Genomic DNA, 13,522 nt, shown 5'->3' with positions numbered 1-13,522 from the left:
GGTGGAACTGGAACAATGGCCCGCATGGTCAACGCAGCGGTCACCGGTCCGGTCAAGGATCGTCCCCGGGTGCTCTCCGGGATCCAGCCCACCTCCGGCTCGTTCCACCTCGGCAACTACCTGGGCGCGGTGCGCCAGTGGGTCGACCTGCAGAAGGACAACGACGCCTTCTACATGGTGGTCGACCTGCACGCGATCACCGTGCCGCAGGACCCGAAGGAGCTGCGCGAGAACACCCGCATCTCCGCTGCCCAGCTGCTCGGCGCCGGCCTGGACCCGGACCACTGCACGCTCTTCGTCCAGTCGCACGTGCCCGAACACGCGCAGCTCGCCTGGGTGATGAACTGCCTCACCGGCTTCGGCGAGGCCTCCCGGATGACCCAGTTCAAGGACAAGTCCGGCCGCTACGGCGCCGAGAGCACCACGGTCGGCCTGTTCACCTACCCGATCCTCCAGATCGCGGACATCCTGCTCTACCAGGCGGACGCCGTCCCGGTCGGCGAGGACCAGCGCCAGCACGTGGAGATCACCCGCGACATCGCGGAGCGCTTCAACACCCGCTACCGCCCGACCTTCACCGTGCCGAAGCCGTACATCCTCAAGGAGACGGCGAAGATCCAGGACCTCCAGGACCCGGCCGTCAAGATGAGCAAGTCGGCGTCCTCGGCCAAGGGCCTGGTGAACCTGCTGGACGACCCGAAGGCCAGCGCCAAGAAGTTCAAGAGCGCCGTCACCGACACCGGCACCGTCGTCTCCTACGACGAGGAGGAGAAGGCCGGCGTCTCCAACCTGCTGCGCATCCACTCCGCGCTCAGCGGCCAGTCGATCGACCAGCTGGTCGCCCACTTCGAGGGCAGGATGTACGGCGCCCTGAAGACCGAGCTGGCCGAGCTGTTCACCGAGTGGGTCACCCCCTTCCAGGAGCGCACCCGCACCTACCTGGACGACCCGGCCGAGCTGGACCGGGTGCTGGCGATCGGTGCCGAGAAGGCCCGCGAGGTGGCGTCGCAGACGCTGGAGACGGTGTACGACCGGATCGGCTTCCTCCCGGCCGCCAAGCGGTGACTCCGTTCACCAACCTGCCCGATGGTGGCGAGCTCCCGGAGCTCGTCACCATCGGTGTGTCCGTGAGCGTTCCGGATCCGTACGGCGCGGCGATCCAGAACGCCCGCGCCGGGCACGGCGATCCGCAGGCCCGGTCGATACCGACGCACGTCACGCTGCTGCCGCCCACCGAGGTGCCGGCCGAGGCGCTGCCGAAGATCGAGGAGCACCTGGCGGAGGTGGCGGCCGCGCACCGGCCGTTCCGGATGCTGCTGTGCGGCAGCGGCACCTTCCGGCCGGTCTCCCCGGTGGTCTTCGTCCGGGTCGAGGAGGGTGCCCAGGAGTGCCGGCTGCTGGAGGCGGACATCCGCTCCGGCCCGCTGGCCCGTGAGCTGGCCTTCCCGTACCACCCGCACGTGACGGTGGCGCACGGCCTGCCGGACGACGTGCTGGACCAGGCGTACGAGCAGGCGCGCGACTTCCGGGCGTCGTTCGAGGTGCCGGGCTTCGGTCTCTCCCGGTTCGACGCCGATGAGGTGTGGCGGCCCTGGCGGAGCTACCGGTTCTCCTGAACTAGCCGTTCAGGCGCCCGAGTTCGAGCATCCGGTCGACCACCCGGCGGGACGCTCCGCCGTCGTCCAGCCCGCAGTGGGCGGCCTGGAAGCGGCGGTAGCGCTCCGCGTACCCGGCGGGCAGCGCGGCGCCGTCGTCGGCGAGTTCGCGCAGGGCGCCGAGCAGCCCGGCCGAGGAAGGGACGAGCGGCCCGGGGGCCTCCGGCTCGAAGTCGAAGTAGAAGCCGCGCAGGGTGTCGCGGTAGTGCTCCAGGTCGTAGGTGAAGAAGTACACCGGGCGGCCGGTGATCGCGAAGTCGAACATGATCGACGAGTAGTCGGTCACCAGCACGTCCGCGACCAGCAGCAGCTCCTGCACGTCGGGGTAGTCCGCGCAGTCGTACAGGAAGCCGTCCCCGGCGCCCGCGAGCGGCTCGCGGACGTGCGCGTGCGGGCGGATCAGCAGCACGTGGTCCCGGCCGAGGGTGCGGCGGGCGTGGTCGAGGTCGATGCGCAGGTCGAGCCGGAAGCCGTCGCCGTCGCCGCGCTGCTGGTCCTCCCGCCAGGTCGGCGCGTACAGCACGATCCGCTTGCCGTCGGGTATGCCGAGCCGGCGGCGGACGGCCGCGGCGGTGCGCTCGTCGGGCCGGGCCAGCAGGTCGTTGCGCGGGTAGCCGGTCTCCAGGATCTCGCCGGCGTAGCGGAACGCCCGGCGCAGGATCGGGGTGGCGAACGGGCTGGGGGAGACCAGCAGGCTCCAGTTCGGGGTCTCCCGGTCGAGCGCCTCCAGGTAGCCGTGGTCGGCCAGCCAGGGGTTGTCGACGTCGTGGGCGATCCGCTTCAGCAGCGAGCCGTGCCAGGTCTGCACGACCACCTGGCCGGGGCGGCGCTCCAGGAAGTCCGGGAAGTGGGTGTTGCCCACCAGGTAGCGGCAGGTGGCCAGCGCCCGGTACCACTCGGGGCTCCAGATCCGTACCGCGGTGACCCCGGGCGGTAGTTCGGCCTGGGCGTCGTCGACCACCCAGAGGTGCTCCAGCGGCAGGCCGCGGCGGACGAGTTCGGCGTGCACCGCGCGCGGGGAGTCGGCGTAGCCGCGGCCGCCGAACACGTCGTACAGCACGGCCTCGCGCAGCGGCTCGTGGCGGGTGGCCGGGTAGGCGTCGGTGCGCTGGCGGGCCTGGGTCCAGGCGCTGCGCTCGGTGGCGGAGAGCACCGGCGTGGAGTCGACCAGCAGGGTGTCGTGCCAGCGGCGCTGGAGCAGGATCCGCTTGCCGCCGGCCTCGGTGGCGGCCGGCAGTGCGGGCAGCACGGCGGGGGCGGCGAGCAGTGGCCGGGCCGGGCCGGAACGGTCGGCCGGTTGCAGCGCGGCCTCCCAGATGCCCTTGCGCAGCGGCAGCGCGGTGCCGTCCGAGCCGGTGCGGGTGGCGGGCACCCGCACCCGGAACCGGCCGTCGGCGTCGGCCTCGACCGGGCGGCGGACCTCGCCGGCCGTGCCGGTGTGCCGCAGCACCAGCTCCAGCCGGTCGGCGGCCGGGTCCGGGCAGTGCCCGGCGAGCTCGAAGCCGCCGGGCCGGACGGCGATCCGGTCGACCAGGCCGGCCGCGGGCTGGACGCAGAGCTGGAGCCGGCCGTCGGCGAGGTGCTTGAGGTAGAGCACCCGGTCCGCGGTGCCGGGCAGCCGGTGCTGCGCTGCCACCGGGCCGCCGCGCTCGTCCAGGACGAGCTGTTCGGTGCCGCCGTCGGGGCGCAGCAGTTCGGCGTCCCAGTGCTCCAGCGGGTCGGTGCCGCGCCCCTCGGCGGTGAACGGCCGGTACGGCAGGTGGACGGCGAAGGTGTTGCCGGTGCGGGCGACGGGCCGCTCGACGACGGCGTCGCTCTGCCGGTGGCGCAGCCGCAGCACGGTGCCGGCGGGGCAGCCGTCGGCGGTGCCGCGCAGGTCGAGGCCGTCGGCGGCGGGGGCGGCGTGGGTGAGCCGGACGCCGGGGCGCTCCAGCAGCAGGCGCAGCCGGCCGTCGGCGAAGTGCGGCTGGAGACGGACGTCGCGGTCGACCCAGCGGGCCGGCGGGTACTCGCCGGAGCCGCACCAGAACGGGGCGAGCGTGCCGTACTGGCGGCGCAGCCTGGTGGGGCGGGGGCGGGTGAAGAGGGTGGTCTCGATCAGCCAGTCGCCGAGCAGCCACTCGGTGCCGCGGCGCAGCCGGCCGGGCTCGATCAGGGCGGTGAAGCCGGACCAGTCGTGGTTGAACTCGGGCTGGGCGCTGTCGTCGGTGACCTCGGGCAGGCGCCGGGGTCTGGAGCGCAGGTGGACGGGCGGCTGCGTCTCGTCGGGGTGGCGCAGGGTCAGCCAGGTCCAGGCGGAGCCGGGGCGGCCGGTGTCGAGGCCGTGCGGGCGGGCGAAGCCGGTGAGTTCGAGGCCGCGGCCGGTCCAGCGGGCGCGCAGCAGGCCGAAGGCGGCGTCCTCGCTCGCGGTGGGCAGCTGGGTGGTCACACGGGGGTCGGCGTGCGGCAGGACGATCCGTGTGAGCACTGGCATGGGGGTGGAGCCCTTCGGGGACGGGATCCCGGCCGTGGCGGCGAGCCGGGGAGGCCGCCGACGGGTCGGCAGACCGAATTGACATCCCATACCGGGAGGCCACCCGCGGTCAACTGTACGATTCGGAGAATTTCCTAAGAAATTCGATGACGAAACATGAGTTCGAGTGCAATATGGGCGTAAAGGGCAGGAAGATCGCGGAAAACTTCCTCCGAGGGGACTCCCAGGAATGACCGAGGCGCCCGACGCGGATTCGTGTCGGGCGCCTCGGTCCGTTCGCGGCCGCTATTCCTTGCGGAGCATGGCGTCCACGACGCGGGCGGCGGCCTTGCCGTCGTCCAGGTCGCAGTACGCCTCACGGAACGCGGCGGCCTTGTCGGCGTACTCGGCCGCGATCTCGTCCACCCGGCCCAGCGCGGAAACCAGCTCGGCGGAGGTGGCCAGCAGCGGGCCGGGCACCTCGGACTCGAAGTTCAGGCTGAAACCGCGCAGGTTGTCCCGGTAGTGCTCCAGGTCGTAGGTGAAGAACAGGATCGGCTTGCCGGTCGCGGCGAAGTCGAAGACCGTCGCCGAGTAGTCGGTGACCAGCACGTCGGCGACCAGCAGCAGCTCCGCCATGTCGGGGTAGCTGCCGACGTCCCAGATGTAGCCGTTGCCGGCGCCCGGGATCTGACCGCACATCATGCTGTGCCGGCGCACCAGCAGCACCTGGTCGTCGCCGAGCGCGGCCTGGGCCGCCTCCAGGTCGAGCCGCAGGTCGATCTGGTAGCCGCCGTTGGGGCGGCGCCGGTCCTCGCGCCAGGTGGGTGCGTAGAGCACGACCTTCTTGCCCTCGGGCAGGCCGAGCCGTTCGCGGACCTGCTCGGCGGTCTTCTCCCGGTCGGTGGCGAACAGCAGGTCGTTGCGGGGCGAACCGCTCTCCAGGATCTCGCCCTTGTAGTCGAAGGCGCGCTTCAGCACCGGGGCCGACCAGCTGTTGCCGGCGACCAGCAGGTTCCAGTTCGGGACCTCCTTGGCGAGGCCCTTCAGGTAGTTGGAGTCGGTGAACCAGACCTTCTCGAAGTCGAGGCCGACCTGCTTCAGCGGGGTGCCGAGCCAGGTCTGGAGGACCACCTGGCCGGGGCGGCGGACGAAGAAGTCGGGCAGGTGGGTGCTGGTGACGATGTACTTGGCGGTCGCCAGCGCGTCGAACCACTCCGGGCTCCACAGCCGGACCGCCTGCGCGGTCTGCGGCAGGTCGGCCTGCAGGTCGTCGCTGCCCCACAGGTGCTCCAGCGGCAGGCCGCGGCGGACCAGCTCCTCGTGGATCGCCCGCGGCGAGTCCGCGTACAGGCCGCCGAGGCCGACGTTGTACAGCACGGTGTCGCGCACCGGGTTCCGGCGGGCGGCCGGGTAGTCGACGGTCCGCAGCTGGCGCTGGCGGTAGCCGCTGCGCTCCTCGGGCAGCAGGGCCGAGTGCGACTCCAGCGACAGGCCGTCGTGGTGGCGGCGCTCCAGCGCTATCCGCTTCCCGCGGGCCTCCACCTCCAGCGGCAGCGCGCCGAAGCAGTCCGGCGAGATCAGCGCGTACGAGGTCGTGACCGCGTCGGCCGGGGTGCCGACCGGGCGGAAGAAGACGTTCCAGGTGCCCTGGGCGAGCGGCACCCGCCCGGCGAAGGAGGCCGTGGGCACGGCCGGCAGCGCGGTCCGGAAACGGCCGTCGGCGATCTCCACCGGGTAGACGTGCTCCTCCTCGCGCCAGTGGTGCCGGACGACGAGCTCCCAGCGGTGGGCGCCGGCCAGCGGGAAGGAGCCGCTGAGCAGGAAGCCGTCGGTGCCGCGGGAGGCGACCTCGTCCACCACCGGCTGGAGCAGCTGGTCGGAGAACTGCAGGTAGCCGCCGGGGGAGGGCTTGGAGTAGAGCGCGCGGCGGCGGTCGGCCGGGGCGTCCCCGTCCAGCGCGACGTGCAGCTGCTCGGGGGCGTTGCGGTCGTCCCAGACCACCGGCACGGTGCTGCCGTCGGCGAGCACCAGCGCGGTGTCCCAGCGGTCGCGGGCGCGCTCGGCGGCGACCGGGTCGAGCTCGGCCCAGGCCTCGCGGACGGCGGTCAGCTCCGCGGCCGGGAAGGAGACGCTGAACGGCTGCAGCGTGCCGACCGGCGCGCCCAGCTCCACCGGGTAGAGCAGCTCGCGGTCGGACTCGACGTGGGTCAGCCGCAGGCGGGCCCTGGCGAAGCTCGCGCCGGAGCGGGCCGCGCCCGAGACCTCCACCCGGCCGCCGTGCGCGGCCAGACCGGTCACCCGGGCCCGGACCGTCTCCACCCGCAGGTAGACGAAGTTGTCCCGGACCCAGGGGACGATCCGCACGTCCGGCTCGACCCAGTGCGCCGGGATGTACTGCGCGGTGTCGCTCCAGCCGGCCGAGACCCGGCCCTTGTACACGCCGCCCTTGCCCGCGCCGGCCACCAGGACGCGCCAGTTGCCGTCCTTCCACTGGCCGCGCTGCTTGAGCTTCGCGGGGTCGACGGCGACGGTGAAGCCGGACCAGTCGCAGCTGTACAGGTCGTGGTTGCAGCTGGCGGTGGCCTCGGGGCTGTACATGGTCTTCATGGGCACGGCGATGACCCGGCGGCCCTTGGTCTCGCGCAGCACCAGCGTGCGGACCATGTCGTGCTTGCCCGCCGCACCCAGCTGCTCCGGGTACGCGTGTCCGGTCAGCTGGAGCTTGCCGCCCACCCAGGCCGTCTCGTACAGGCGGCTGCGCATGACCAGCGAGTTGTCCAGCTTGAGCACTCCGGACGGGACGCTCTTGCGCCCGCCGCGCAGGAACGGGTAGTCGGCGTACGGGCGCAGCAGGCCTCGGGCCTGGACGCCGCCGTTGCTCTCGCCCTCGTACTTGATCTGCTCGACGAACTCGTCGATGCGGCCCTGGAGGGTCAGGTGGTACTTCAGCCGCAGCGGCGCGCGCAGCTTGCGGACCTGCTCGGGGCCGATCGCCCGCAGCAGCCGGCTGACGTGCTGGAGGTAGGCGTCCCGGTACTCCTTGTCGCCGTCCACGACGGACCAGAAGAACATCGGGATCTCCTCGACGAGGGTGTTCTCGTCGTAGGAGCGCAGGTACTGGGCGAAGCGCGGCTCGGTCTGCTTCTTCAGCCAGCCGCGGACCAGCTCGACCGAGGCGACGCGGTCGATCAGGCCCTTCGGGTTGGTGCGCATCTGCGTGATCGACATCTCGCCGACCTCGCGCTCGCGCCAGTGGTAGATCGGCTCGGAGAGCACGTCCACGCTCTTGGCGAGGTAGTGGTGCGGCACGCTGACCGGCGCGTCCTCGTACAGGATGCCCTCGGGGTAGAGGATGCCGGCCGCGTCGAAGAAGGAGCGGCGGTAGACCTTGTTCCAGGCCGTGCGGTCGGTGACCAGCGCGGGGATCTCGGTGATGTGGGTCTTGAGCCTGGTCTCCTTGAACGGCTTCACGTGCCCGCCGGACTGGTAGTAGCCCACCGCGCGGAAGCGCAGCACGTTGCCGGTGCAGAAGTCCGAGCCGGTCTCGTCGAGCGTGTTGATCATCAGCTCGTACGCGCTCGGCGGCATCGAGTCGTCACTGTCGACGAAGCACAGGAACTCGGAGTCCGGGTCGATGTGCCGGATGCCGGTGTTGCGGGCGGCGCCCAGGCCCTTGTTGACCTGGCGGACCAGACGGAACCGGGCGTCCTGGGCGGCGTACGCCTCGGCGAGCGCCGCGCTGCCGTCCTTCGAACCGTCGTCGACCATGACGCACTCGAAGTCCGTGAAGGTCTGGGCGGCGATCGAGTCGAGGCACTCGACGAGGTAGCGCTCGACGTTGTAGATCGGAACGACGATGGAGAGGCGGGGAGCCATCGGCTACGCAGGCCTTTCTCGGGAATCAGCGTGGCAGCCCGGGGTCGGGGTCTGGCCGCACTTTGGATCGGTGCGTACGTGCGCCCCGATCCTACCGCCCGGCCTTCGGGCTCCTCCGGGCCCACTAGGCTGGGCCCCGTGCCCCGCTTCAGCGTGATCGTCCCCGTGTACCAGGTCCAGGACTACCTCGCCGAGTGCCTCGACTCGGTCCTCGGCCAGGACGGCCCGGACTTCGAGCTGATCGCGGTGGACGACCGCTCCCCGGACCGCTGCGGCGCCATGCTCGACGAGGCCGCCGAGGCGGACCCCCGCGTCCGGGTGCTGCACCTGCCGGAGAACGTCGGCCTCGGCCGCGCCCGCAACGCCGGCCTGGAGGTCGCCACCGGCGACTACGTGATCTTCCTCGACAGCGACGACACGCTCACCCCGGACCTGCTCAAGCTCGTCGACGACCGGCTCACCGCCACCGGCGACCCGGACATCCTGGTCTACGACTACGCCCGCACCTACGTCGACGGCCGGATCACCCGGGCCGCCTCCGCCCACGTCTTCGGCGCCGACTCCCCGGACGTCTTCGACCTCGCCGCCCGCCCCGACCTGCTCGACCTGCTCCAGGTCGTCTGGAACAAGGCCTACCGCCGCGGCTTCGTCACCGAGCAGCGGCTGGTCTTCCCGGCTGGCTACTACGAGGACACCCCCTGGACGTACCCGGCGCTGCTCGCCGCCGCGAACATCACCCTGCTCGACCGGGTCGGTGTCCACTACCGCCAGCGCCAGGAGGGCGGCAACATCCTGGCCACCGCCAGCCGCAAGCACTTCGACGTCTTCGCCCAGTACGACCTGGTCTTCGCCTTCCTCGACCGCCGCCCCGACCTCGACCGCTGGCGCCCGGTGGTCTACGGCCGGATGCTGCACCACCTCAACACCGTGGTTTCCAAGCCCGGCCGGGTCCCGCCCCGCGACCGCCGCGAGTACTTCCGCCGCGCCGCCGCGCACTGTGCCCGGCTGCGCCCGGCCGGCTACCGCCCGCCCTCCGGCGTGGACGGGGTGCGCACCGAGCTGCTCAGCCACGGCCGGTACGGCGCCTACCAGGCCGTCCGCGCCCTCGCCCGGGCCCGGCGGCTGGTTCGTCGGTAGACCCGACCGCGTGGAGCCTTGCAGCCGTTCGGGGGACGGGCCGGTATAACCGGTCGGGTGGACTTCCTGACCCGCCTTCCGGTCGTCGGCCCGCTCGTCTCCCGGGTGCTGCGCAGCCGCCCGTACCGGGTGTACGAGCACTTCTCCGCCGCCCGCGGCAACCGGCTGGCCGGCGCGGTCACCTTCTTCGGCTTCCTCGCGCTCTTCCCGCTGCTCACCGTGGCCCTGGCGATCGCCGTCGCCACCTTCAGCGACAGCCGGGTCGCCGACCTGCAGAAGCGCATCGCCGACCAGCTTCCGGGCATCTCCGACGCGCTCGACCTGCCCTCCCTGGTGGCCAACGCGGGCGCGGTCGGGCTGGTCGGCGGGGCCCTGCTGCTGGTCTCCGGCCTCGGCTGGGTGGACACCATGCGCACCTCGATCAGGGACGTCTGGCAGCTGCCGGACGGCGAGGGCAACGTGGTCCTGCGCAAGGCCCGGGACTGCGTGGTGCTCGCCGGCCTCGGCCTGGTGTCGCTGGTCTCGCTGGGCGCCTCCGCCACCGGGACGACCCTGGCCGGCCGGATCGCCGACGCGATCGGCCTCACCAGCGGCTACCTGCTCACCGGGGTCGGCCTGCTCATAGCGGTCGCCTGCGACACCCTGCTCTTCGCCTACCTGCTGGCACCGTTCCCCGGAATCGGCGGCCAGCGCCGGCGCGACGTGCTCCAGGGCGCGCTGATCGGCGCGGTCGGCTTCGAGCTGCTGAAGATCCTGCTCGCCTCCTACCTCGGCTCGGTCGCCGGGAGGAGCCTGTACGGCGCGTTCGGGGTGCCGGTGGCGCTGCTGCTGTGGATCAACTTCGTCTGCCGACTGCTGATGTACTGCGTCGCCTGGACGGCCCTGGCCGACCCGGCCGCCGCCCGGGAGCGCACCCGCGAGCGCGCGCGGGCGCTGCTGGCGGCGGCGGACAAGGCCGAGGCGGAGGCCGAGGCTGACGGCGAGGCGGCCCGGCCGCACAACTGAGGTCGGGCAGAAGCGAGTTGGTCGATCGTCAGCCGTCGGTCGGACGGGCCGTCCGACGCCGCAGCAGCAGCACCAGGGCGCCCGCCGCCGCGGCAGCCACGGCCGCCACCGCGAGCCAGCCACCGACACCGAGCCCGCCGTCCCCGCCGGACGGCGTGGCCGTGGCCGCGGGGGCGGACGGCGAAGGGTGCGGCGGCGGCGCGGGCACCCCGGAGGTGCCGCCCGCCTGGCCGGTCGGCTCGCCGCCGCCCGCCGGCAGCTCGTCCACCAGGCGACCCACCGGCTGGACCTTGCCGGCCGCCGCGAAGCCCCAGTCCAGCAGCGCGGCCGTCTCGTCGTACACCTTCTGGTACGAGGCCGGGTGCATCACCGTCACCAGCAGTGTGCGGCCGTCGCGCTCGGCGGCGCCCACGAAGGTCGAGCCGGCCTTGGTGGTGAAACCGTTCTTCACGCCGATCAGGCCCGGGTACTTGCCCAGCAGCCGGTCCGTGTTGGCGATCCCGAAACTGCCCCGCTGGCCGGTGTTCCGGTCCACCGCGCCCGGGAACGCCGCGTCCCGGGTGGCGCAGTACATCCGGAAGTCCGGGTTGCGCAGCCCGGCACGGGCGAACAGGGACAGGTCGTAGGCCGAGGACACCTGGCCGTCCATGTCGTAGCCGTCCGGGGAGATCACCTTGGTGTCCCGGGCCTGCAGGGCGTCCGCGCGCGCCTGCATCTCGGCGACGGTCTGCGGGACGCCGCCGTTCATGTGCGCCAGGACGTGCACGGCGTCGTTGCCCGAGCTGAGGAACACCCCCCGCCACAGGTCCTCGACCCGGTACTCCAGGTTCTCCTTGATCCCCACCAGGCTGCTGCCGGCGCCGATCCCGGCGATCTCCTCGTCCGTGACCTTGTGCACCGCGTTGCGGTCGAACTTGGGCAGCACGGTGTCCGCGAAGAGGATCTTCAGCGTGCTGGCCGGGGCCAGCCGCAGATGCGGGTTGCTGGCCGCCAGCACCTCCCCTGACGTCGCGTCGGAGACTATCCAGGACTGGCCAGTCAGATTCGCGGGCAGCGCCGGTGCACCGGCCAGCGGCGAGATCTGGACCCCGGGCTGGCCGAGCCGGTCGCCGCCGATCGCCGGCGGCGGGGCCGGCGCGTACGGGGCCGCGACCGCCGCCGGGGCGGCGAGCAGCGCCGGGAGGACCCCGGCGGCGGCGACGAACAGGTGCGCGAGCTTTCGACGGCGTGCAGTCACCAGCAGACCGTACCCATTCCGCGCCCCCGCCGTCCGCCACACCGGGCCGCTCCTCCGCAGGAGGGGCCCGCCCTACGCCGATCGGCGGCCACCGCATACTGGGGGAGCACACCGCCTCCACACCGCCGCCGAGGACCCCAATGAAGCTCAGCCGCCGTACGTCCTGGTTCCTGACCGCCTTCGGCGTCTGGTCGATCATCATCTGGACCACGTTCGTAAAGAATCTGTGGAAGGACTCCGGCGGCCAGGCCTTCACCAACGGCGACCACTCCCAGCCGACCGCCTTCTTCTGGATCCACCTCCTCCTCGCCGTCACCTCCTTCCTCCTCGGCATCGCCGTCGGTACCATCGGCCTCCGCGGCCTCCGAGCCACCCGCCGCACCCCGGTGACCGACTGAAATCCCCATTGCCCGCTGTCGGTCCCCGCTGGCAGGATCCTCGCCGTTCGGTCACATATCGATTCCAGGGGTGGGGTTTCCTTCATGAGACACGCGTACGTCCGCCGGCTCGGCGGTGCCGCCGCGATCGCCGTGGCGGCAGGCCTTCTCGCCGCACCGCCTGCCTCGGCCGACGGCGGCCTGCGGGTCACCGGCACGACGGCGTCCCCGCAGCCGCGGGTGTCCGTCGGGGTCCGTACCGACGCCTGCGACGAGGACGCCACGCCCGGCTGGATCGGCCAGACCGGCGACGGCCCGGTGCTCAACGCGACGGTCGCCTCGGACACGAGCGGCGCGCTGTCGGCCCGTTTCGCTGTCTGGGACCGCACGACCGGCTCGGACACCGCCGTGTTCAGCGGCGTCACCACGGCGGACTTCGCCGGGCGGGCGAGGATCACCGTCCCCGGCCTGGTGGACGGCCACAGCTACACCTGGCAGGTCCGAGCGCTTCAGGGCCACCACGTCTCCGCCCCCGCACCCGACTGCCACTTCCGGCTGGACACCACCCGGCCGAGCGTCACGGTGAGCTCGCCCGAGTTCCCGGCGAGCGGCAAGGCGACCAAGTACGCCGGCCAGGTCGGCTCCTTCACCTTCACCGGTGCCGACGCGGCTCCCGCCGGAGGCGAGGCCTCCAAGGTCGCCTGCTACGTCTACAGCTTCCAGATGCTGGGCGTGTCCGACGGCAGCTGCACCGGGTGGAACACCGTCCCCGCCGGCCCCGACGGCACGGCGACCGTACAGCTGAAGGCGCTGAACTGGGGCACCAACATCCTCAACGTCCAGGCCATCGACACTGCGGGCAACGCCAGTTGGTCGACCTCGTACACCTTCTACGCTCCCTCCGACCCCAACCCGCCGAGCACGCTCGGCGACGTGGACGGCGACGGGACGGCCGACATCCTGCTGCCGGACGCCCAGGGCAACCTGCAGTACATCAGCGTCAACGCGCCCGGCACCACGCCGAACTGGACCGTCCCCGCCCGCTACGCGCCGAACCAGGAGCGAAGTTGGACACCACTGCAGATCGCCCACCGCGGCTGGCAGCAGGGTGACCACGCGCCGTCGTCTGACGACCTGTTCATCCACGAGCCCGGCGGCGGCGCGCTGAACCTGTACCGGAACTTCGACTACGGGGGCCTGCAGGGCTCCATGACGACCGCCCGTCGCTCGACCTCGTGCCAGGACTCGACCGGCGCCCCGGCCACCTGCCCGGCGGACTACGCGAGCGACTGGTCGAAGGTGGACCAGCTCGTCGCGTTCGGCCCGGTGAGCGGTGGTTCGAACCCGTCGCTGATCACCCTGGAGGGCGGCAACCTCTGGCTGCACTCGGGCGGGAACTTCTCCTACGGCTGGCAGAAGGTCCGCAAGCTCACCACCGCCGGCGACTGGAACGGCTACGACCTGGTCGCCCCCGGCCCGGACGCGGCCGGCAACCTCGCCCTCTGGGCGCGTGAGCGGGCCACCGGTGACCTTCACGCGTACCCGGTCCCGAAGAAGGCCGACGGCACCTACGACTTCACCGCCCTCGCCGACCCGAAGGCGAACGTCGTCGCGAGCGGCTTCACCGTGGACGCCTACCCGACCCTCGGGAGCTCGGGTGACGCGGACGGCGACGGCAAACCGGACCTGTGGGCCGTCACGGCCGACCGGCACCTCGTGACGTACAGCGGCTGGAGCGACCGGAACGACCTCGGCGCCCTCCGGTGACATGAACCGAGGC

General features: G+C 72.3%; 9 protein-coding genes. 6 read left to right on the top strand and 3 right to left on the bottom strand.

The features are described 5' to 3' along the window. The first annotated feature begins 24 nt into the window (after positions 1-24). Entirely contained in the window at positions 25-1,065 is a 1,041-nt protein-coding gene (gene trpS / locus F7Q99_RS09955) for a tryptophan--tRNA ligase (RefSeq protein ID WP_153460933.1), read from the top strand. Between the two features lie 62 nt (positions 1,066-1,127). Further along, positions 1,128-1,616 carry a 2'-5' RNA ligase family protein gene (locus tag F7Q99_RS09950; protein ID WP_326846486.1) on the top strand — a complete coding sequence of 163 codons (489 nt, stop codon included), beginning with the start codon at positions 1,128-1,130 and terminating at the stop codon, positions 1,614-1,616. 1 nt (position 1,617) lies between these two features. On the opposite strand, the gene F7Q99_RS09945 is transcribed toward F7Q99_RS09950, so the two are convergent. Beyond that, the gene (locus tag F7Q99_RS09945; RefSeq protein ID WP_153460932.1) at positions 1,618-4,128 is read right to left on the bottom strand and encodes a CDP-glycerol glycerophosphotransferase family protein; all 2,511 of its coding nucleotides are present in this window, start codon (positions 4,126-4,128) and stop codon (positions 1,618-1,620) included. A 285-nt stretch (positions 4,129-4,413) separates the two neighbouring features. After that, on the bottom strand, positions 4,414-7,986 hold the full coding sequence (locus tag F7Q99_RS09940; RefSeq protein ID WP_153460931.1) for a bifunctional glycosyltransferase/CDP-glycerol:glycerophosphate glycerophosphotransferase: 3,573 nt from the start codon (positions 7,984-7,986) through the stop codon (positions 4,414-4,416). A gap of 138 nt (positions 7,987-8,124) precedes the next feature. Between F7Q99_RS09940 and F7Q99_RS09935 the strand changes: the two genes are divergently transcribed. Continuing rightward, the gene (locus tag F7Q99_RS09935) at positions 8,125-9,123 is read left to right on the top strand and encodes a glycosyltransferase family 2 protein (protein WP_326846485.1); all 999 of its coding nucleotides are present in this window, start codon (positions 8,125-8,127) and stop codon (positions 9,121-9,123) included. A gap of 57 nt (positions 9,124-9,180) precedes the next feature. Then, positions 9,181-10,128 (top strand): YihY/virulence factor BrkB family protein, encoded by a 948-nt coding sequence (locus F7Q99_RS09930; RefSeq protein ID WP_326846484.1) that lies wholly within the window; start codon positions 9,181-9,183, stop codon positions 10,126-10,128. Positions 10,129-10,156: 28 nt separating this feature from the next. On the opposite strand, the gene F7Q99_RS09925 is transcribed toward F7Q99_RS09930, so the two are convergent. Continuing rightward, positions 10,157-11,365 (bottom strand): D-alanyl-D-alanine carboxypeptidase family protein, encoded by a 1,209-nt coding sequence (locus tag F7Q99_RS09925; RefSeq protein ID WP_326846483.1) that lies wholly within the window; start codon positions 11,363-11,365, stop codon positions 10,157-10,159. Between the two features lie 140 nt (positions 11,366-11,505). On the opposite strand from F7Q99_RS09925, the gene F7Q99_RS09920 reads away from it, so the two are divergent. Together F7Q99_RS09920 and F7Q99_RS09915 are read left to right on the top strand one after the other, a co-directional pair. Beyond that, positions 11,506-11,763 carry an SCO4848 family membrane protein gene (locus F7Q99_RS09920; RefSeq protein ID WP_153460929.1) on the top strand — a complete coding sequence of 86 codons (258 nt, stop codon included), beginning with the start codon at positions 11,506-11,508 and terminating at the stop codon, positions 11,761-11,763. A gap of 84 nt (positions 11,764-11,847) precedes the next feature. Next, positions 11,848-13,509: a hypothetical protein gene (locus F7Q99_RS09915; RefSeq protein WP_153460928.1), complete on the top strand. Its 1,662-nt coding sequence runs from the start codon at positions 11,848-11,850 to the stop codon at positions 13,507-13,509. Positions 13,510-13,522 lie beyond the last annotated feature (13 nt).

This window comes from Streptomyces kaniharaensis (assembly GCF_009569385.1).
Classification (GTDB): Bacteria; Actinomycetota; Actinomycetes; order Streptomycetales; family Streptomycetaceae; genus Kitasatospora; species Kitasatospora kaniharaensis.
The sequence above is the reverse complement of the archived record's forward strand: the minus strand, read 5'-3'. Positions and strand labels throughout refer to the sequence as shown.

Coding starts and splice junctions, on each gene's coding strand:
- F7Q99_RS09915 (WP_153460928.1), top strand. CDS start 11,848: ATGAGACACGCGTACGTCCGCCGGCTCGGCGGTGCCGCCGCGATCGCC.
- F7Q99_RS09945 (WP_153460932.1), bottom strand. CDS start 4,128: ATGCCAGTGCTCACACGGATCGTCCTGCCGCACGCCGACCCCCGTGTG.
- trpS (WP_153460933.1), top strand. CDS start 25: ATGGTCAACGCAGCGGTCACCGGTCCGGTCAAGGATCGTCCCCGGGTG.
- F7Q99_RS09920 (WP_153460929.1), top strand. CDS start 11,506: ATGAAGCTCAGCCGCCGTACGTCCTGGTTCCTGACCGCCTTCGGCGTC.
- F7Q99_RS09940 (WP_153460931.1), bottom strand. CDS start 7,986: ATGGCTCCCCGCCTCTCCATCGTCGTTCCGATCTACAACGTCGAGCGC.